Origin of the sequence: Microbacterium sp. NPDC058389 (genome assembly GCF_042722305.1) — a bacterium.
In the GTDB taxonomy this organism is placed as follows: Bacteria; Actinomycetota; Actinomycetes; order Actinomycetales; family Microbacteriaceae; genus Microbacterium.
In genome coordinates this window covers 74,229-94,704 of record NZ_JBHXJQ010000013.1, presented here as the reverse complement: position 1 = coordinate 94,704, position 20,476 = coordinate 74,229, and the positions used below count along the sequence as shown (strand labels likewise).

The 20,476-nt window shown below is 71.6% G+C and carries 17 protein-coding genes; 13 read left to right on the top strand and 4 right to left on the bottom strand.

Translation table 11 applies throughout. The features are described 5' to 3' along the window. Nucleotides 1–53: 53 nt before the first annotated feature. The 9 genes from ACFWJ8_RS16005 (at nt 54) to ACFWJ8_RS15965 (ending at nt 6,448) form a co-directional block, all read left to right on the top strand. Entirely contained in the window at nt 54–1,256 is a 1,203-nt protein-coding gene (locus tag ACFWJ8_RS16005; RefSeq protein WP_378813382.1) for a globin domain-containing protein, read from the top strand. Between the two features lie 15 nt (nt 1,257–1,271). Further along, nucleotides 1,272–1,979 (top strand): DivIVA domain-containing protein, encoded by a 708-nt coding sequence (locus tag ACFWJ8_RS16000; protein ID WP_378813380.1) that lies wholly within the window; start codon nt 1,272–1,274, stop codon nt 1,977–1,979. Between the two features lie 31 nt (nt 1,980–2,010). Continuing rightward, entirely contained in the window at nt 2,011–2,403 is a 393-nt protein-coding gene (locus ACFWJ8_RS15995; RefSeq protein WP_378813379.1) for a group 1 truncated hemoglobin, read from the top strand. 123 nt (nt 2,404–2,526) lie between these two features. Beyond that, the gene (locus ACFWJ8_RS15990; RefSeq protein ID WP_378813377.1) at nt 2,527–3,336 is read left to right on the top strand and encodes a ThuA domain-containing protein; all 810 of its coding nucleotides are present in this window, start codon (nt 2,527–2,529) and stop codon (nt 3,334–3,336) included. Further along, nucleotides 3,333–4,460 carry a Gfo/Idh/MocA family protein gene (locus ACFWJ8_RS15985; RefSeq protein ID WP_378813375.1) on the top strand — a complete coding sequence of 376 codons (1,128 nt, stop codon included), beginning with the start codon at nt 3,333–3,335 and terminating at the stop codon, nt 4,458–4,460. The genes ACFWJ8_RS15990 and ACFWJ8_RS15985 overlap by 4 nt, the downstream gene beginning before the upstream one ends. A 91-nt stretch (nt 4,461–4,551) precedes the next feature. Further along, nucleotides 4,552–4,878: a PadR family transcriptional regulator gene (locus ACFWJ8_RS15980; protein WP_378813374.1), complete on the top strand. Its 327-nt coding sequence runs from the start codon at nt 4,552–4,554 to the stop codon at nt 4,876–4,878. Then, complete coding sequence (locus ACFWJ8_RS15975; RefSeq protein WP_378813372.1) at nt 4,875–5,231, top strand: DUF1048 domain-containing protein; 357 nt, start codon at nt 4,875–4,877, stop codon at nt 5,229–5,231. Before ACFWJ8_RS15980 ends, ACFWJ8_RS15975 begins: the two co-directional genes overlap by 4 nt. 1 nt (nt 5,232) lies before the next feature. Further along, nucleotides 5,233–5,559 carry a DUF1048 domain-containing protein gene (locus ACFWJ8_RS15970; protein WP_378813371.1) on the top strand — a complete coding sequence of 109 codons (327 nt, stop codon included), beginning with the start codon at nt 5,233–5,235 and terminating at the stop codon, nt 5,557–5,559. Between the two features lie 79 nt (nt 5,560–5,638). After that, nucleotides 5,639–6,448 carry an isocitrate lyase/phosphoenolpyruvate mutase family protein gene (locus ACFWJ8_RS15965; protein ID WP_378813369.1) on the top strand — a complete coding sequence of 270 codons (810 nt, stop codon included), beginning with the start codon at nt 5,639–5,641 and terminating at the stop codon, nt 6,446–6,448. 85 nt (nt 6,449–6,533) lie between these two features. Here ACFWJ8_RS15965 and ACFWJ8_RS15960 read toward each other — a convergent pair whose 3' ends face one another. Genes ACFWJ8_RS15960 through ACFWJ8_RS15950 form a run of 3 tightly spaced genes read right to left on the bottom strand, consistent with a single transcriptional unit; the run spans nt 6,534 to nt 9,976 of the window. Next, the gene (locus ACFWJ8_RS15960) at nt 6,534–8,210 is read right to left on the bottom strand and encodes an MDR family MFS transporter (protein ID WP_378813367.1); all 1,677 of its coding nucleotides are present in this window, start codon (nt 8,208–8,210) and stop codon (nt 6,534–6,536) included. Then, nucleotides 8,207–8,848, bottom strand: a complete 642-nt coding sequence (locus ACFWJ8_RS15955) for a TetR/AcrR family transcriptional regulator (protein WP_378813365.1) — start codon at nt 8,846–8,848, stop codon at nt 8,207–8,209. Before ACFWJ8_RS15955 ends, ACFWJ8_RS15960 begins: the two co-directional genes overlap by 4 nt. A 24-nt stretch (nt 8,849–8,872) precedes the next feature. After that, nucleotides 8,873–9,976: a substrate-binding domain-containing protein gene (locus ACFWJ8_RS15950; RefSeq protein ID WP_378813363.1), complete on the bottom strand. Its 1,104-nt coding sequence runs from the start codon at nt 9,974–9,976 to the stop codon at nt 8,873–8,875. Between the two features lie 153 nt (nt 9,977–10,129). Between ACFWJ8_RS15950 and ACFWJ8_RS15945 the strand changes: the two genes are divergently transcribed. From ACFWJ8_RS15945 to ACFWJ8_RS15930, 4 genes are all read left to right on the top strand, one after another. Next, nucleotides 10,130–15,577, top strand: a complete 5,448-nt coding sequence (locus ACFWJ8_RS15945) for a chitinase N-terminal domain-containing protein (protein ID WP_378813361.1) — start codon at nt 10,130–10,132, stop codon at nt 15,575–15,577. A gap of 140 nt (nt 15,578–15,717) precedes the next feature. Further along, a complete protein-coding gene (locus ACFWJ8_RS15940) occupies nt 15,718–17,430 on the top strand; it encodes an IlvD/Edd family dehydratase (protein ID WP_378813359.1) in 1,713 nt (570 codons plus the stop codon). A 54-nt stretch (nt 17,431–17,484) separates the two neighbouring features. After that, entirely contained in the window at nt 17,485–18,381 is an 897-nt protein-coding gene (locus ACFWJ8_RS15935) for an SMP-30/gluconolactonase/LRE family protein (protein ID WP_378813357.1), read from the top strand. Between the two features lie 8 nt (nt 18,382–18,389). Continuing rightward, on the top strand, nt 18,390–19,385 hold the full coding sequence (locus ACFWJ8_RS15930; RefSeq protein WP_378813355.1) for a zinc-binding dehydrogenase: 996 nt from the start codon (nt 18,390–18,392) through the stop codon (nt 19,383–19,385). Nucleotides 19,386–19,405: 20 nt separating this feature from the next. Here the strand turns inward: ACFWJ8_RS15930 and ACFWJ8_RS15925 are convergent, their stop codons facing one another. Continuing rightward, on the bottom strand, nt 19,406–20,428 hold the full coding sequence (locus ACFWJ8_RS15925; protein WP_378813353.1) for a YeiH family protein: 1,023 nt from the start codon (nt 20,426–20,428) through the stop codon (nt 19,406–19,408). Nucleotides 20,429–20,476 lie beyond the last annotated feature (48 nt).

The window sequence follows — 20,476 nt, the reverse complement described above, 5'->3', positions numbered from 1 at the left end:
GGAACGCGCTAGCGTCGCCCGTACCGATCAGCCGACGGAGGGACACGACAACGGTGGATACGGATGCGCTCAAACGGACCTGGGGGCAGGTGGCGGCACACGGCGACGCGGTGCCCGGCTACTTCTACGCGCACCTGTTCCTGGCCCACCCTGAGACGCGCGACCTCTTCCCCGTCGCGATGGCCAACCAGCGCGACCGCCTCGTGAAGGCCCTCGGCCACATGGTGAGCAACGTCGACCACGTGGGCGACGTCGTCGGCTACATCGAGGACCTCGGGCGCGACCACCGCAAGTTCGGCACGATCGCCGGCCACTACCCGGCCGTGGGCGCGTCGCTCCTCGCGACGCTCAAGCACTTCCTGGGTACGGCGTGGACGCCGGAACTGGCGGCCGATTGGGCCGACGCGTACAACCTCATCGCGACGACGATGATCACGGCCGCCGAGTCCGTCGAGTCGCAGCCCGCGACGTGGGCGGGCGTGGTCGTCTCGACCGAGCGCCGCGGCATGGACGTGGGCACCGTCACGATCCGTCCCGACGACCGCTACCGCTACCAGGCCGGCCAGTCGCTCGCGCTCGAGATCCCGCAGCGTCCGCGCCAGTGGCGCTACTTCTCGCCGACGCACGCTCCCCGCGCCGACGGCACGATCACGTTCCACGTGCAGCTGGTCGCCGGCGGCCAGGTCAGCGGCGCGCTGCTGCGGGACGTGAAGGCGGGCGACCGGATCCGGCTGGGTCCGCCCATCGGCGAGCTGCTCACCCTCCCGTTCGAGAGCGAGTGGCCCGACCTGCTGCTCATCGCCGGCGGCACCGGGCTGGCGCCGCTCCTGGCGGTCCTCGACCAGGTCGCCGGGCGCCACGCGTCGCGCGGCAGCGGCCCGAAGGTCACGCTGTACCACGGCGTGCGGCATCCCTGGGGGTTCTACGCGCGCCCCGAGCTGGAGCGTTTCGCCGATGCGCCGTGGCTCACCGTCAGGTACGCGGTGTCGGACGACCCGTCCTTCCCCGGACCGCAGGGACTCATCGGAGACCTCGCCGCCGCCGACGGTCCGTGGGACGGCCGCATGGCGATGGTCTGCGGGTCGCCTCGAATGGTCGACCACACGATCGCGACGCTGCGCCGAGCCGGACTCGACGAGCACCTCATCCGCGCCGAGAAGTACGAAGACCCGTTCACCCAGCAACCCAGCGCTTCCGGCACGCAGGCAGCCACCCCGGAGCTCGCCCGCGCCGGTGCCGGGCGGGGAAACCAGTAGAGGGCAGAGACGAACATGACTCCGACTCAATCCGTATCGATCACGCCCGAGCTGCTGCGCAGCGTCTCGTTCCCCGAGGAGCGCCACGGGTACTCCCGCGGCGAGGTGCAGACGCTCCTCGCCGCGGCGGCCGACGCCCTTGAGCTCGCCTGGCGCGACAACGACGCGCTGACGGCGAGCGGCGTCAACACCGACGACGGCGAGATCTCGAGCCGTGCGGTGCTGCTGCTCAGCAGCGCGCAGCGCATCGCCGACGACGCCGTGGCCGAGGCCGAGTCGTACGCCAAGGACCTCATCGAGACCGCCCGCAAGCAGTACCGCGAGATCATCGAGCGCGCGCAGCAGGTCGCCCACTCGATCGAGAAGAAGGCCGCCGCCCATCCCGGGCAGGTCGCCGCCGCCGCGCCCGCGGCCGCCGCGGCGGGTGTGCCCGCGCCGGCTCCGGCCGCGCCCCAGGCGTGGGCGACCGACCGCTCCCCGGGCTTCGCGTTCGCGACCGACGACCTCGCCGCTGCGGGTCCGGCGTCGCCCGACGATGTCGTCCGCGCGCGCCAGTTCGCCCGCATGGCGACGGCCCAGGTGCATTCGCTCCTGGAGTCGATCGAGCGCGAACTCGGCAGGCTCGGGGCGACGCCTGCCGCTCCGCCTGCGCCTGCGGCCCCCGCCGCAGACGCGGAACAGCCGGTGGACGCCGACTGGCGCCCCGGCGACATCGAGTACTGACCCTCCATTCCCACCTCACGATCGGAACTCCATGACTGACACCACCGAAGCGACCCTGTACCAGCGACTCGGCGAGGGCGCCGGCATCGCCGCCGTCGTCGACGGGCTGTACACGCGCATCCTCGGCGACGAGACGCTCGCGCCGTACTTCACCGAGACCCGCATGGTCGACCAGAAGCGTCACATGGCGCTGTTCCTGGCCGCCGCCGCGGGCGGCCCGGACGGCTACAAGGGCAAGGACCTCGGCGTCGCGCACGCCGGCCGCGGCATCTCGGGCGAGGACTTCGACCGCGTCATCGGCCACGCCGCGGCCGCGCTCGCCGAGGCGGGTGTGGACGCCGACGCGATCAACCAGGTCGCCGGCGCGCTGCTGCCGCTGCGCCCCGTCATCACGAACGAGGTCGCGGTCGAGCAGACCGCGTAACGCCTCATCGAGGACACGGATGGATGCCGGCGGCCGAGGCCGCCGGCATCCATTTGTCGTCGTACCCGCGAAATAGCGTCGCGCCTCGCCCGCACCGGTGCGGGCTGACGGAAGAATCGCGTCATGACCAGACCCATCAGAGTCACCGTGTGGGGCGAGAACCGCCACGAGCAGCACGACGAGAGCGTCGCCCGGATCTACCCGGACGGCATGCACACCGCGATCGCCGAGGGGATCCGCGAGAACCTCGGGGATCGGGCGGTCGTGCGCACGGCGACCCTCGACGAGCCCGAGCACGGGCTCACCGAGGAGGTGCTGGTGCAGACCGACGTGCTGACGTGGTGGGGGCACGCGGCTCACGGCGAGGTGGGCGACGACGTGGTCGAACGCGTGCACCGGCACGTGCTGTCGGGCATGGGACTCATCGTGCTGCACTCGGGTCACTGGTCGAAGATCTTCGTGAAGCTCATGGGCACGAGCTGCACGCTGCGGTGGCGGGCCGAGCAGGACCGCGAGCTCGTGTGGACCGTCGACCCCACCCACCCGATCGCGCAGGGCGTGCCGCAGCCGATCGACATCCCGGCGCAGGAGATGTACGGCGAGTTCTTCGACATCCCGGCGCCCGACGAACTCGTCTTCATCAGTTCGTTCAGCGGGGGAGAGGTGTTCCGCTCGGGGTGCACGTTCCGCCGCGGCCACGGCCGCATCTTCTACTTCAGTCCGGGTGACCAGGAGTACCCCGTCTACCACCACCGCGACGTCCGGCGCGTGATCGCGAACGGCGTGGAGTGGGCGCGCAGCGATCGCCCCGACCGCACGCTGCCCACACTGCTGCGCTACGACACCGGGGAATTCGCGCGTGGCGCCGACTACGCCCACGCGGCGCCCGAGATCGCCGAGGCCCGTGCGGCGGCGGAGGCGGGCGAGGCATGACGTTCGCGACGTGGCCCGCCGACGCCGGCGCCGACGCCGGGCGCGTGCGGGTCGTCGTGGTCGGCGCCGGTCCGATGGGGCGCGCCTGGCTGCGCACCATCATGGCGGAGCGTGACGTGGAACTCGCCGGCATCGCCGACCTCGCGGTCGAGGTGGCCGACGAGGCCGCGGCCGAGGTCGGGGTGCCCGGGCTTGCGACGGGCGCCGACGCCGTCGAGCTCGTGCGCCGCACCGGCGCGCACGCGATCGTCGACGTCACGGTGCCCGCCGCGCACCACCCCGTCACCCTCGCCGCGCTGCGAGCCGGCATCCCGGTGCTCGGCGAGAAGCCGGCCGCTGCGACGGTCGCCGAGGCGCTGTCTCTTGCCGCCGCCGCCCAGCTCACCGGGCAGCTGTTCATGGTGAGCCAGTCGCGCCGCTACGACGACCACCTGTACGCGACGCGGGCGCTCGCGGCAGGCCTCGGGCGTGCCGGCATCCTCTCGGTCGACTTCTTCAAGGCGCCGCGCTTCGGCGGATTCCGCGACGCGATGTCCAGCCCGCTGCTGCTCGACATGGCGATCCACCAGTTCGACATGGCGCGGTTCCTCCTGGGCGCCGACCCGGTGTCGGTGATGTGCGACGAGTACAACCCGGCATGGAGCTGGTACGCCGGCGACGCCGCGGCCACCGCCGCGTTCGAGTTCGACGACGGCGCCCGCTTCGTCTTCACCGGCAGCTGGTGCAGCCCCGGCCTCGAGACGTCGTGGAACGGCTCGTGGCGCCTGTCGGCCGAGCACGGCTCCGTGCTGTGGGACGGCGACAACCCGCCGACGGGGGATGCCGTCGGCACCGGCCTCCCGGCGGCCGACGTCGCCGCTCCCGGGGCCGGGATCTCGGGCTCGCTGCGCGAGTTCGTCGCGGCGCTGCGCACCGGCGCCGAGCCGATGGGCCGGGTGCACGAGAACATCCTGAGCCTCGCGATGGTCGAGGCCGCGATGCTCAGTGCGCGCACCGGCCGCCGCGTGAGCATCGACGAGATCCTCGATGCCTCGCTGGCCACGGCGCTCAGCGCCGAGCGCGACGCCGGGGTGCGCTCGGTGATGGCCGGCTGGGGCTCGGCGCGGGACGCCCTGTCGGAGTGAATCCCAGGGCGCGGCGTTGCCAGCACCCACTACTCGGTGTTACCGTATAGCAGTACTCGGTGATACCGAGTACTGGGAATGAGGAGCAGCGATGGAAGACCTGACCGAGATGCTGAAGGGCACCCTCGAGGGCTGCGTGCTGCAGATCATCGGCACCGAGGAGACGTACGGCTACGCGATCACGCGGCAGCTCAACGAGCTCGGCTTCGCCGACGTGATCGAGGGCACCGTCTACACGATCCTGCTGCGGCTGGAGCGCAACGGCCTGGTCGAGGTGACCAAGCGGCCCTCGGGCGTCGGCCCGCCACGCAAGTTCTACGGGCTCAACGACGCGGGCCGTGCTGAGCTCGCCACGTTCTGGGCCAAATGGGAGTACGTCTCCACCCGTATCGACACACTGAAGGAGAGCGCACGATGAACTTCTGGGAGACCATCACCGGCAGCGACCTGACCCGGGAGTGGAAGGCGTTCGACGCCCGGGCAGAGGCGCTGCCCGCCGACTACCGCGCCGCGTGGCGCGACCTGACGACACGGCTCATGCCCTACGGCGACTTCACGGGCCGCAACCTGACGCCCGTCCTCGACGGCGCGCTGGGGCTGCTGGAGGAGTCCGCCGCCGACGGGCTGCGCATCGACGACGTGCTCGGCGGCGACATCGACGGCTTCGCCGCGGCGCTCGCCGGAGAAGAGGGCGCCCCCGACTTCCGCGAGAAGTGGCGCCGGCAGCTGAACCGCAACGTGGCGCGCCGCCTGGCGCAGACAGGAGAGTGACATGGGCATCCGGGACATCCTCGAGGGCAAGAAGCAGTGGCGCGCACACGTCGCACGCGTGAAGGCGCTCCCCGCCGACTACCGCATCGTCTACGACGAGCTGCAGAAGTACTACTTCAAGGTCGGCCCCGTCGGCATCGAGGACGGCACGCTGCTGTCGGGGATCGTCGACTTCTTCGAGCAGGGCGCCGCCGACGGCAAGAGCGCGCGCGAGCTCGTGGGCGAGGACGTCGCCGCGTTCGCCGACGACCTCATCGCCGACACCCCGACCTACGCCGACAAGTACCGCGACTCGCTCACGGGCGGGTCGGGCGGCGCGAAGGAGTGAATGGATGCCGGCGGCCGCGGCCGCCGGCATCCCGTCCGTCCCGCTGCGGGGGTCGGAGGGGCGGCGTACGATTCCCGGCGTGACCCACACCGACCGCGCCGCGGCGCTGCTCGCCCTGCACTCCGGCCCCGGCTTCGTCATCCCGAACGCGTGGGATGCCGGCACCGCCCGCATCCTCGAGCAGGTGGGCTTCCCGGCCATCGCGACCACCAGCGCCGGTATCGCGTGGTCGTGCGGACTGCCCGACGGCGGCCCGCTCGGCGTCGACACGATGTTCGCGCGCGTGGCCGAGATCGTCGCCGCGGTCGACGTGCCGGTGTCGGCCGACCTGGAGGCGGGGTACGGCGACACCCCGGCCGAGGTCGGAGCCGCCGTCGCGCGGGCCGCGTCGCTCGGCGTCGTCGGCGGCAACATCGAAGACGCCGCCGGCGGCCGGCTGTTCGACATCGAGACGGCGACCGCTCGTCTTGCGGCCGCGCGGGCGGCGGCATCCGCGGGTTCGTTCGTGCTCAACGCGCGCACCGACGCGTACTTCGTCGGCGGCGTCGACGACCCGTTCGCCGAGACGGTCGAGCGCGCCCGCCGGTACGTCGAGGCGGGAGCGGACGGCATCTTCGTGCCGGGCGTGCGCGACGCCGACACGATCCGCCGGCTCGTCGACGAGATCGCGGCTCCCGTGAACATGGTCGCGGGGCTCACCTCGCCGGTGATCCCCGCGCCTGCGCTGTTCGCGCTCGGGGTGAAGCGGGTGAGCGTCGGGGGCAGCATCGCGCGTGCCGCGTTCAGCGCCGTCGAGCGCGCCGGCCGTGAGCTGCTCGATGACGGCACCCTCGGGTTCCTCGACGGGGCCGTCGGCTATGCCGGGCTGCAGGAGCGATTCGGCGCCTGACGCGCCCGGCTCGACGAGCCCCTTGCGCACGCGCGGATGCCCCGGCCCGATGCAGCGCGCCGGGCCGGGGCATCCCCTCTCCGGATCAGTCTCCGGACGCGACCTTCTCGCGTCGGCGGCGCCCGCCGCGCGGGGCAGGAGCCTCGGCGGCGCGCTGCTCGGCCTCGAGGCGCTCGGCCTCCTCGCCGCCGATGGCCTCACCGCGGGCGACGAGCCCGGCGACGTCCGACAGCGGGATCTGCTTGAGGAAGAGGGCCAGCACGAAGGCGGCGGCGATGAACGGCACGAGGTACCAGAACACCGGCGCGAGCGCGTCGGCGTAGGCGTCGACGACGCCCGTACGGATCTGGTCGGGCAGGTCGTTCAGCACGGACGGGTCGATGGTCGAGGTCGCCTGCCCGGCCTGCTCGGCGGACGCGCCGGCATCGGTGAACACCTTCGTCAGGTTCTCGGTGAGCCGCGTCGTGAACAGCGTGCCGAACACGGCGGTGCCGAGCGCTGCGCCCACCTCGCGGAAGTAGTTGTTCGTCGACGTGGCGGTGCCGAGGTCGGATGCGGGGACCGCGTTCTGCACGACGAGCACCACGACCTGCATGATGCAGCCGAGGCCCACGCCGAACAGGAACAGGTACACACAGATCAGCCAGATCGGCGTCGAGGCCGTCAGCGTCGTCATGAGGATCATCGCGACGCCGACGATGAGCGTGCCGACGATCGGGAACAGCTTGTACCTGCCGGTCTTCGTGATCAGCAGGCCCGACGCGATCGAGGTGCCCATCACACCGACCATCATCGGCAGCATCAGGAGGCCGGATGCCGCCGCCGACGTGCCGGACGACATCTGCAGGAACGTCGGCACGAAGCCGAGGGCCGCGAACATGCCGATGCCGATCGCCATGCCGATGGCGGTGGCGTTGATGAAGATCGGGTTGCGGAACATCGACAGCGGCATGATCGGGTCCGCGGCCCGCGACTCGGTGAAGACGAACAGTCCTGCGGCGGCGACGAGCCCGGCGCCCCACGCCCACGTCGCGCCGGAGTCCCAGCCGAAGTCGGCCGAACCGCCGAAGTCCGTGAAGAAGATGAGGCACGTCGTCGCCGCCGACAGGAACAGCACGCCCAGCCAGTCGATGGGCTTCTCGGCCTTCTTGTCGGGCAGCTTGAGGGCGAAGACGGCCACGAAGAACGCCGCGATGCCGACGGGGATGTTGATGTAGAACGCCCACTGCCACGTCAGGTGGTCGACGAAGAACCCGCCGAGGAGCGGGCCGGCGACGGCCGCGAGGCCGAAGATGCCGCCGATCGGGCCGAGGTACTTGCCGCGCTGGTCGGCGGGCACGATGTCGGCGATGATCGCCTGCGACAGGATCATGAGGCCACCGCCGCCGAGACCCTGGACGGCGCGGAAGATCACGAACATCCAGAAGTCGGTGGCGAACGCGCAGCCGATCGAGGCGAGCGTGAAGATCGCGATGGCGACCATGAACAGGCGGCGGCGGCCGAGCACGTCGCCGAACTTGCCGTAGATCGGCATCACGATCGTCGTCGCGAGGATGTACGCCGTGGTGATCCACACCTGGTGCGAGACGCCGCCGAGCTCGCCGACGATGGTAGGCATGGCCGTCGACACGATCGTCTGGTCGAGGCTCGACAGCAGCATGCCCGCGATCAGCGCGGAGAAGATGATCCAGATGCGCCGCTGCGTGAGCAGGAACGGCGCATCCCCGCCGGGCTTGGCGGTGGGGAGGGTGGCGGTGGTCATTCGGGTGTTCCTATCAATGCGGTCTGCGTGACGAAGAGGTCGCGCGCCGCGCCGATGCGTCGCTCGAAGATCTCGATGAAGGTGTCGGCGTCGCTCGCGCCGAGGAACTCGCCGGCGGCGGAGCGGACGACCGCGCCCACCACCTGCGCAGCCACCTCGGCGCGCAGGTCTCCGGGCTCGAGGCGCTCGCGCTGCTCGATGAGCTGCGCGTCGTAGCGCTCGCCCTCGGCGCCGAGCTCGAGCATGCGGCCCAGCAGCCTGGGCTCCTTCTCGACCGCGCGGAAGAGATCCTGAACGGTGTCGGGGGCGATGTCGAGGGCGCGCCAGCGCTCCTCGGCGAGGACCGCGAGGTCGGTCAGCAGGTTCGGCGACAGCCCCGGTTCGTCGGAGCCTCCCGCGACGAAGCGGGCGACGGCGTCGGCATCCGCCCGCTCGATCGGGACGCCGAGCACCGCGTCGTCCTTCGACGCGAAGTAGTTGAAGAAGGTGCGTCGCGACACCGCGGCCTCGGCGCACAGCTCCTCGACCGTGAAGCCGGCGAGGCCGTGCTCGGCCGTGAAGCGGCGGGCCGCGCGGATGAGGGTGCGCGTCGTCTCGGCGCGGCGGCGCTCTCGCAGCCCATCTGCACTATCGGTCACATCATGCAGTTTTGCACTAACCGCCTAATCGTGCAAAACAGCTGTACTCGAAGCCCGACGATGCAGCACCGGCAGCACGTACGTCCGCCGCACCGGCAGCCGGGGACTCTCGAGCCGGTCGACCATCATCTCGACGGCGAGCCGGCCGATGTCCTGCTTGGGCGGGCGCAGCGCCGTGATCGGCGGTTCGGCACTCTCGGCCACCTCGTCGTCGTAGGCGACGATCGCGAGGTCGCCGGGGATCGCCCACCCGTGGTCGAGCGCATACTGCTCCAGCAGCACGGCCTGCGGGTCGTTGTGGATGAGGAGCGCCGTCGTCGCCGTCTCGCGGCACCTCTGCAGCACGTCGGCGATGAGCTGCTCGCGCGCGACGCCGTCCAGCTCGTCGAGCGTCGCGTCGACGTCGACGTCGCAGTCCAGCCCGAGCTCCGCGACCGCGCGGTCCCAGCCGCGCCGCAGCTGCCACGACGTCGGCGAGCCTTCGGAGGTGAGGATGCCGACCCGCCGGTGGCCCAGCGACGCCAGGTGCGCCGCAGCCAGCGAGCCGCCGAACACGTGGTCGGTGGTGACCCACTCCAGGCTCGTGAGTGCGAGCGTGGACGGCACGCGCCGCTCGGCCAGCACGACGGGGATCGGCAGGGCTTCGAGCCAGTGCAGCAGCGCGCGGCCGTCGGGGCCGAGCGTCTCGGGCGCCACGATGAGGCCGTGCAGCCCGCCGGATTCGACGAGAGACGCGATCTGGCGGCGCTGGTCGTCGACGGAATAGCTCGCGCCGCGCAGGACGAGCTGCACGCCGAGCTCGGTGGCCGCGGCTCGCGACCCGATCATGATGTGCGGCCAGTAGTAGCTGAGCGACGGCACGATCATGCCGACGCGATAGCGGATGCCGCGCCCCGCCGCCCCGGGGACGCTCGTGTCGAGGCGGCTGCGCAGCGTCGCGCCGCCGTGGACGCGGGTGACGAGGCCGCGATCGGCGAGGTGGCCGATGTCGCGGCGGATCGTGAGCTCCGACACGCCGAGCTCGCGAGCGAGGTCGGCGACCCGCACGGAGCCGCTGCGGCGGAGCTCGTCGAGGATGTGCTCGCGTCGCGAGAGGCCGAACGCCGGGGGCTCCGAAGACTGCTCCATGATCGCCTCAGCGTACAGATGTGTTCGAATGCGTTCAAGCATGATCGAACCTGTTCGATTCGCTACCGGCATCCGTCCCCTGCAGGCAGGATTTCGCTGCGGGCACGCGGTCGTGCCCCGATATGCGTGCCAGCGCCCGAAGGAGAAGTGCACATGCCGCAGGCAAGGATGCCGCGTCCGGACACCGGACCGAAGACCCCACGGATCCGGAGGGGTGTCGTCGCCGCAGTGGTGACCGCGGCCGTGATCGCCGCACCGCTCACCGTGCCCGCGATGGCGCAGGCGGCGGGAGCCGACCCCGTGACGGTGAACGTCAACGGCGCCGACGTCGCCGCGGCGGCACTCAACAAGAACGGTCTGACGTTCAAGGGCTTCGGCGTGCTGTCGGCCAACTCGACCAGCGCTCTGCTGCTCGACTACAAGTCGCAGCATCCCGACAAGTACTGGGAGCTGATCGAGACCCTGTTCGGCGGCGACCACCCGATCATGAACACCGTCAAGATCGAGATGGGCAACGACCGCAACACGTCGACCGGCCCGAACGCCTCGACGATGCGCACGCGCGACGAGTACCCGAACGTGCTGCGCGAGCCCGGCTTCCAGCTCGCGGCCGACGCGCAGCTGGTGGCGCACGGCGACGTGCACGTCAGCATCCTGCGGTGGAACCGGCCGGCGTGGGCCGTGAACGACGCCGACCAGTACATCTGGTTCAAGAACACCGTGATCGCGGCGTACCGCGAGTACGGCGTCATGGTCGACTCGATCAACCCCGACACCAACGAGACCAGCACGCCCAACGTGCAGCTGTACAAGGACTTCGCCGGCTGGGTGAAGAACGACGCCAAGGGCTACGAGGGCGCCACCGCGAGCGACCCGAACAACGGCTTCGCCACGCAGCAGGAGGCCGACCTCTTCCACGCGATCCGCACGGTCGCCGCCGACACCGTGGGGACGCCGCCGGTGTCGTTCGGCAACGCGATGACGTCGGCCACCGACTCGTCGCTGCGCGACGCGGTCGACATCGTCGGCTTCCACTACTCCAGCGCCGACGACAGCGCCGGCAACATGAAGAAGATCGCCGAGCAGCTCGACCAGGAGGTGTGGAACTCCGAGGGCCAGTCCACCTTCTCGAGCTCGGCCGACCGCCCCAACAACAACGCCAGCGACGAGCAGGGCGGCAGCGGCACCGAGTTCGGCGGCACGAACAGCGCGCTCGAGATGGGCAACTGGATCACGACCGGCTTCGCCGCGTCGCGTCGCACGATGAACATCTTCCAGCCGGCGATCGGCTCGTTCTACGACGGGTTCCAGTACTCCTCCAAAGAGCTCGTGAACGCCCGCGACCCGTGGTCGGGCTGGCTGTACTACGACGGCGGCCTCGCGGTGCTCGAGCAGTTCACGCAGTTCGCGACGCTCGGGTGGGAGAACGCCGACAACACCGCCGGCATCTGGCGGGCGATCCCGCAGGCCTCCAAGAGCGAGCTCGGCACCGGCAACCCGCCGAGCGGTGCTCGCGCCGGGGGTGCGTCGTACACGACGCTCGCGGCGCCCGACGCGTCGGACTTCTCGACGGTCGTCATCAACGACTCGAAGTTCGCCAAGACCTACCGCGTCGTCGCGAAGGACCTGAACCTCGGCGCCGACGCGACCGCCGAGGTGTGGGAGACGCGTGCCGCCGACGCCGGCCAGGCGTACGACGCGAACTACCTCAAGCCCGTGGCCGAGGTGCAGCCTGCCGCCGACGGCTCTTACACCGTCACGGTGAAGCCGTGGTCGACCGCCACGATCACGACCCTCGACCACGCGACCACGAAGGCCGACGGCTCGCTCGTGGCGAAGGACGGGTACGGCTCGGGCCTGCCGACGTCGAAGGAGTACACCGACGCCGACGGGGGACGCGACGTGCTCGACACGGACGCCAGCGGCAACGTCAACGGGGTGGCCGACGACGCGTTCCTGTACGCCGACGACTTCGACTACCGCGAGGAGGGCACGATCCAGGGCTACGACCCGGCCACCGGGCAGCTGGTCGACAGCGGCGTGCCGTACTTCACGGCCCGCGGCGATCAGGCCAAGCCCGCCGGCACGCCCGCGGTGCAGAGCGAGGACAACGGCGCCACCCCGCGCTACACGAACGACACCAACGGCGCGTTCGAGTCCGTCGCGACGCAGGATGCCGTGCACGGCCGCGTGCTGCGCCAGCAGGTAGGCCCCGGCATGGCCGGCGGCGCGTGGAACAGCGGCGACCCGAAGACCACCATCGGTGACGCGCGCTGGGCGAACTACACGGTCTCGTCCGATGTGCTGTTCGAGGCGACCGGCTCGCAGTACGCGACGATCGGCGCCCGTGAGCAGGGCGGCACGGCCAACGGCCAGAGCGTGTCGGCCGCCGAGCTCAAGATCGATCCGACCGGCGCCTGGACGTTCATGCGCTTCGGCGCGACGCTCTCCAGCGGCACGGTGCCCGCCGACGCGGGCTTCAAGACCGGTGCCGGCGTCTGGAACAACGTCGCCGTGAAGGTGGCAGGGTCGGTCTACACGGCCTACGTCAACGGCGTCCAGGTCGCGACCTACACGGATGCCGCACCGCAGGCGACCGGACGCATCCAGCTCGGCTCGAGCTTCAGCTTCGTCCAGTTCGACAACCTGAAGATCGAGACCGTTCCCGGCTACACGCCGTACTACGCGGCGATGATCGACGGCATGCACCAGACCAGCTGGGCGGACTCGTCGGTGCCGGTGCTGCAGTTCGACGCGAACTGGAGCCACGTCAACGGCCAGGGCATGTTCGAGTGGCAGCGCACCGCGTCCAAGAGCACCGCCAAGGGCGCCGCGATGACCTACGCGTTCACCGGCACCGGGCTCGACATCATCGGCACCAACTCGGGGGGTCCCACGCTCGACGTCGTGGTGGACGGCGTTCCCGTCGTCGCCGCCGCGCCGACCTACAGCGCCGGCAGCGAGCGGACCGCGTTCCAGCTTCGAGGTCTCGCGAACGCGGCGCACACGGTCGTGATCAAGACCGCCAACGACAGCTCGATCAACGTCGACGCGGTCGGGGTGGTCACCGCCACGGCGGACTCGTCGAAGGTCGACACGACGGCGCTCGCCGCCCTGGTCGGATCCGTCGACGACCTGGCCGAGAGCGAGTACAGCGCCGACACGTGGGCGGTGTTCGCGGCCGTGAAGGCGGACGCGGAGGCCGCGGCATCCGATCCCGTCGCCTACGGGCTGGACGCCGAGGGCGCGACCGCGCTGTCGGCCCGCCTGACGGCAGCCGCCGACCGGCTCACCCCGAAGGACGTGAGCCCTGACGTCGTCGACCTCGGCGTGGTGAGCATCACGTCGAAGGAGCGCACGCTGCCCTCGCACCTCACCCTCCTCGGCGCCGACGAGAAGGTGACGTGGAGCCTCAGCGCCGTCGACACGGCAAAGACGGCGGCCGAGCTCGGCACGTTCACCGCGACCGGACGCTCGACCGCGAAGCTCGACTCCGGGCTGTATCAGCGGTTCAGTGCCACGGTGCTGGTGGTGCCCGCCGACCTCGAGTACTTCGTCGACTCGGGTTCGTCGGGTGCGGCGGCCGGCTCCGCGTACGCCGCGGTGCGGACGGCCTTCCCCGACCTGCGCAACGACGCCGCCGACCAGAAGTGGGACGGGACGGCCGCGGGCGAGACGTGGGGCTACTCGACGACCGCGACGACGCTCGCGGCGGGCTCACCGCTGGACTGGGGCTCGTCGTACGTCGGCGCAGACTACAACAAGCCGATCACGTACCACCTGGCGCTGCCGGCGGGGTCGTACAACCTCGTCGGGGTGCAGGCGCCGCGTGCGGGGCTCACGACCAACGTCTACTCGAAGGTGACCGCCGCGGGCGTGTCGACGACGAAGACGGCGGTGTCGACCGGCGCGGCCACCCCGGTGGCGCAGACGCTGACGCTGGATCAGGACGCCGTGGTCGACCTGGAGTTCGGCACGACCGGCACGAGCGGCTACAACGCCCGCCTCGCGCTGGTCTACGTGCAGAGCCTGCCGCGCGACCTGGGCGTGCAGGGGGCGCTGGGTGTGGCCGACGACCTGCCAGGCACGGTCCTGGTGGCCGGTGCCGAGAAGGACGTGGAATGGGATGCCGCGTCCGCGGCGCAGCCGCGCACGGAGTATGCGGCGCTCACGCTGACCGGCCGCCTGACCGCCACGGACCAGCCCGTCATCGCACGGTACGAGATCGTGCCGCCGGCGCTCGTGTACTACATCGACTCGGGCACGAGCGGTGCGGCCTCGCCGCAGTACACGGCGGTGGCGGGCGCGGTGCCGCTGCGCAACGACAAGGTCGACCAGGTGTCGGCGGCGGCCGACCAGTGGGGATATGTCGCCGACGGCATGAAGACCAAGGGCACCACCGACATCAACGACAAGTACTCGACGGGCCTCTACCAGGACACGACGAAGCTGGTCTACCGTCTGCCGCTGGATGCCGGCACGTACACGCTGACGGGCGGTTTCACCGAGTGGTGGAACATCAACCGCGCGATGTACCAGACGGTCTCGGTCGCCGGGACGGAGCTCGCCAAGGGCACCATTCCGCTGTCGGGGACGAGCACGCCGCTCGCCGCCGCGCTGACCTTCACGCTGACGGCACCGGCCACGGTCGACTACGTCGTGACCAACGAGGGCGCCGGCAGCGAGAAGCCGGTGATCTCGTGGCTCGCCGTCGCCGACACCACGAAGGCGGCAGCCCCGCAGAACGCGCAGGCGACCCCCGCCGGCGACACCTCGATCCGCGTGTCGTGGGATGCCTCGGCCCCGACGGGCCCCGGATTCACCGGATACCGCGTGTACGAGGCCGGCGGCACCGAGCCCGTGTGCGAGACGACGAAGACGACGTGCACCATCGCGGCGCTGGAGCTCGGCACGACCCACGCGTACGAGGTCGCCGGCGTGAACGTGCTCGGCGAGGGCGACCGGTCGGCCGCAACGGCGGCGGTGACCCTGCCCGAGGTGACGTCGGACGACGGCGCCAAGGCGGTCCCCGGCAAGGGCGTGCTGTCGTCCAACGACGGCTGGGACACCGGCCTCAAGGACGGCACGTTCCAGGTGACGATGGACCTGTGGTGGGGCGAGAACGGCCAGCTGTTCAAGCTCTACCGCGACGGGGAGCTCGTCGCCAAGGTGCCGCTCGCGATGATGACCCCGGCTGCGCAGCGCGCGGTCGTCGACATCGCGGGACTGAAGAACGGCACCTACGTCTTCACGGGCGAGCTCGTGAACTCGAAGGGCACGACGGCCACGCAGCCGCTCACCGTCAAGGTGACCGACGCGTCGCCCGGCAAGCCCGTCCTGTCGGTGTCCGACAAGAAGGGCGACGGTCAGTACACCGTCACCGCCGACCTGTGGTGGGGCACCAACGCGACCTCGTACCGGTTCCTCGAGAACGGCGCCGAGGTCGGGTCGGGCACGCTCACGGCGGCGTCGCCGGCGGCGCAGCGCGCGACGCTGCCCGTCACCGGCAAGGCGAAGGGCACCTACACCTACACGGTCGAGTTCACCAACGCCGCCGGGACGACGGTGAGCGCCCCGCTGAAGGTGACCGTCACGAAGTAGCAGGGCAGTGGATGCCTCGGCCCGCGGATCACGCAGGGTCGAGGCATCCACTTTTCGTTCTGCCGGGCCGGCGGTCCGCCGGATCGGGGAGGATGGCGGAGTGTCCGTGCGTCCGCGCGCGGGACGGAGAGAGGTCGACGATGACGCTTCGCAGTTCGCAGTGGTACGCGGGGGACGATCGCAACGCGTACATCCACCGGGCGTGGATGCGCCGGGGCGTGCCGGATTCGGCGTTCGAGGGGCGGCCGCAGATCGCGATCGCCAACACCGCCTCGGATCTCACGCCGTGCAACGCGCACCTGAGCGAGGTGGCGCGGTCGGTGAAGAACGGGATCTACGAGGCGGGCGGCATCCCGCTGGAGCTGCCGGTGGTCTCGCTCGGCGAGACCAATGTGCGGCCGACCGCGATGCTGTGGCGCAACATGGCGGCGATGGCCACCGAGGAGATGCTCCGGGCCAACCCGATCGACGGCGTGGTGCTGCTGGGCGGCTGCGACAAGACGATCCCGTCGCTGCTGATGGCGGCGGCATCGGTGGATCTGCCGGCGGTGGTGGTGCCGGGTGGGCCGATGCTGACCGGGCACTTCCGCGGCGAGGCGCTGGGCTGCGGCACGGATGTGTGGCGGCTGAGCGAGGAGGTGCGCGCGGGCACGCTGTCGGAGGAGGCCTTCCTGCGAAGCGAATCGTCGATGATCCGCTCGAGGGGGCACTGCAACACGATGGGCACGGCCTCGACGATGGCGCTGGTCGCCGAGGCGCTGGGCGTCGTCGTGCCGGGCGTGGCGGGGACGCCGGCGCCGGATGCGCGGCTGCTGGCGGCCGCGCACGACACCGGCCGGCTCGCGGTGCAGCTGGTCGCCGACGACCGCCGGCCCTCGACGTTCCTCACGACGGGGAGCTTCCACAACGCGATCGTGGCGCTCGCCGCGATCGGCGGATCGACGAACGCGGTCGTGCACCTGCTGGCGATCGCCGGGCGGCTCGGGATCGACCTGTCGATCGACGACTTCGACCGCATCGGCGCCGAGGTGCCGCTGTTGGTGAACCTGCAGCCGGCCGGGCACTACCTGATGGACGACCTGTACCGTGCGGGCGGGTTCCTGGCCGTGCTGCGCGAGGTGCGCGACCTGCTCGACCCCGCCGCGCTGAGCATCACCGGCCGCCCGCTGGTGGATCACCTCGACGACGCCCGCATCTGGGACCCCGACGTGATCACGCCGCGCGACGCGCCGCTGCAGCCGCATGCCGGCATCTCAGTGCTGCGCGGCTCGCTCGCGCCCGGCGGTTCGCTCATCAAGCCCGCGGCGGCGTCGCCGCACCTGCTGAAGCACCGGGGCCGGGCGGTCGTGTTCGACTCGATCGAGGACTTCCACGCCCGCGTGGACGACCCCGACCTCGACATCGACGAGAACAGCGTCATGGTGCTGCGCGGCTGCGGTCCGAAGGGGTACCCGGGCATGCCCGAGGTGTCGAACATGCCGCTGCCGGCGAAGCTGCTGGCGAAGGGCGTGCGCGACATGGTGCGCGTGTGCGACGGCCGGATGTCGGGCACCGCGTACGGCACCGTGGTGCTGCACGTCACCCCTGAAGCGGCCGCGGGTGGCCCGCTGGCGCTCGTGCGCACCGGCGACTGGATCAGCCTCGACGTGCGCGCCCGGCGCCTGGACCTCGACGTGCCCGCCGAAGAGCTGGCCGCGCGGATGCCGAACCAGGCGACCCTCGACGGCTACGCGAACCCGCGACGCGGGTGGGAGCGCCTGTACGTCGACCACGTGCTGCAGGCCGACCGTGGCGCCGACCTCGACTTCCTCGTCGGGGCGTCCGGTTCGGAGGTGTCGCGTGAATCCCATTGACGTGACGAGGAGCAAGGGGCCCGGTCGTTGAGCGAGCGAAGCGAGACGAAACGCGTGGACGGATGGGAACGGGTGCCGCTCCTGGCAACGGCCCAGGTGGCGACCGACGAACGGCTGTTCCTGGGCGAAGGTCCGACGTGGGACCCGGTGCGGGAGCGCCTGCTGTGGGTCGACATCATGGCGGGAGTCGTCCACACCGGCCGGCTTCGCGACGACGGGAGCATCGCCCCCGCGGAACGCATCGCGCTGCCCGACACCGCGGGGGCGGTCGCGGTCGCCGCCGACGGCGCGCTCGTCGTCGCCGGCACGCACCGGCTGCACTACGTCGCACCCGATGGCGCGATCTCGTCCGGTCGCGAGCTGGTCGCAGGCGCCGGCCGCCGGTTCAACGACGGCAAGCCCGACCCCGCCGGGCGCTTCGTGGTGGGCACCCTCGGCCCGGGCGGCGAGCTGCTGCTCCGGATGGACGCCGACGCCGGCGAACCCGTGACCGTCATCGACGACGACCTGACGCTCTCGAACGGTCTCGCCTGGAGCGCTGACGGGCGGCGCTTCTACAGCGTCGACACCGGCACCGCGCGCATCTTCGTGCGCGACTACGACCCCGTCTCGGGCGAGGTCGGCGAGCGCACCGTCTTCGCGGTGCTCGACCACGGGCATCCCGACGGCCTGACCGTCGATGCCGACGACCACGTCTGGGTCGCCGTGTGGGGCGGGGGGTGCGTCCTCCGCTTCTCGCCCTATGGTGCGCTCGTCGGCCGCGTCGACGTGCCCGCGCCGCACACCACGTGCCCGGTGTTCGCGGGACCCGGTCTCGACACGCTCGTCATCACGACCGCGACCGAGCACCTGACGCCCGCGCAGCTCGCGGAGCACCCGCTGTCGGGGCGCGTGTTCACGGCACGGACCGGGGTGCGCGGTATCCCTCCGCTCCTGTGGGGCGGGCGATGAAGGCGCTCGTGATCACCGCACCGGGGCACGCGGAGGTGCAGGACCTCCCCGCACCGATCGCGGCGCCGGGGGAGGTGGTCGTCGACGTGCAGCGCGCCGGCATCTGCGGCACGGACCTCGAGTTCTTCAGCGGCGCGATGGCGTACCTGCACTCCGGCCATGCCGCATACCCGATGCGCATCGGCCACGAGTGGATGGGCACCGTCTCGGCGGTCGGCGTCGGCGTCGACCCCGCGTGGATCGGGCGCCGGGTCACCGGCGACACGATGCTCGGCTGCGGCGCATGCCGCCGCTGCGACCGTGGCCGGCAGCACGTGTGCGAGCGCCGGCTGGAGCTCGGCATCCGCGGCGGCAAGCCGGGCGCGCTGGCCGAGCAGGTCGCGACGCCTGCTCGATCGCTGCACCGGCTGCCCGACGCCGTCGACGATGCGCGGGGGGCGCTCGTGGAGCCGGGCGGCAATGCCTTCCGGGCGGTGGAGGGCGCGGCGCTGCGGCCGGGGGACCGCTGCCTCGTGCTCGGGCCCGGCACCATCGGCCTGCTGTGTGCGCTGTTCGCGCGCGCGGCGGGCGCCGAGGTGCACCTGCTCGCGCGCGACGAGGTCTCGGCGGCGTTCGCCCGCACGCTCGGCTTCGACGACGTCTGGACCGAGGAGCGGCTGCCACGGCTGCCGTGGGACGCCGTGATCGAAGCATCCAACTCCCCGCTCCTGCCGGCGCGGGCGCTGGATCTCGTCGAGCCCGGCGGACGCACCGTGTACATCGGCCTGGCCGGCACCCCGAGCCTCATCGACACCCGCGACCTCGCCCTCAAGGACGTGACGGCGGTCGGCGTGCTGAGCGCGTCGCCCGGCCTTGCCGGGACGATCGACGCCTACGCGGCGGGTGTCGTCGATCCGCGACCGCTCATCGCCGCCACCGTCACGCTCGACGAGCTGCCCGCGATCCTCGCCGGCGCCCGGCCGGCGGGCGCCGGCCGGGGTCCGAAGTTCCACGTCGCGCTCTGACGCGGGAGGGATGCCGCCGCTCAGCCCAGTCGGCCGGTCAGGGCGAGCGCGCCGACGGCCGTCGCCGTCACCAGCAGCGAGAGCACCGCGCCGAGCGCGAGCGGCCGCCAGCCGGCCCGGCGGATCGCGGCGAGGTCGGTCGACAGCCCGATGCCGGCCAGCGCCGCGGCGATGAGCAGGCCGCTGCACATCGCCAGCGCGGTGTGCACCCCCGCGGAGATGAGGCCGGCCGAATTCGCGAGCACCATCACGATGAAGCCGACGATGAACCACGGCACCAGCGTGAGGATGCGCCACGGCTGGCGCAGCAGGCTCGATGCGCTGTCGCGCGGCTGCCGCAGCGCGAGCCTCACGCTGATGGGCACGATCATGAGCGTGCGGACGAGCTTCACGACCACAGCGAACCCGAGGGCGCCGGCTCCGAACGTCGTGGCTGCCGCGACCACCGAGCTGGTGTCGTTGATCGCGGTGCCGGCGAGCAGCCCGAACGTGTGCGCGTCGAGTCCCAGTGCGTGGCCGAGGAGCGGGAACGCGACCGCGGCGGCGATGTTGAACACGAAGATCGTCGAGACCGCGTAGGCGATCTCGCCGCTGGTCGCTGCGATCACCGGCGCGACGGCCGCGATCGCCGAGGCTCCGCAGATGCCGGTGCCGACGCCGATCAGGGCGCGCAGGCGCCCGTCGATCCGCATCGCCCGGCCGAGCCCCCACGCCGCCAGCAGACACACTGTCAGCGTGCTGAGCATCACGGGCAGCGACTCGGCGCCCACCGCGACGACGTCGTGCAGCGACAGCTGCGCGCCCAGCAGCACGACGGCGGCCTGCAGCAGCCACTTGGCCGAGAACGCGATGCCGGGCCGGGTGGGCGTGCCCGGTCGCCGGATCGCCGCCGCCGCCACGCCGATCGCGATCGCGGGCAGCGCGCTGCCGACCACGGGTGCGATCGAGCCGACGGCGAGCGAGACGCCGCCGATCGCGAGGCACAGTGCGATCCCGGGGGCGAAGCGGACGGTACGGGGAACGAGCGGGGCGGAGCGGAACACCCTTGAAACGTTCGTCCGCCGCCGCAGGATCCGGTAGCCGTCTCGGAT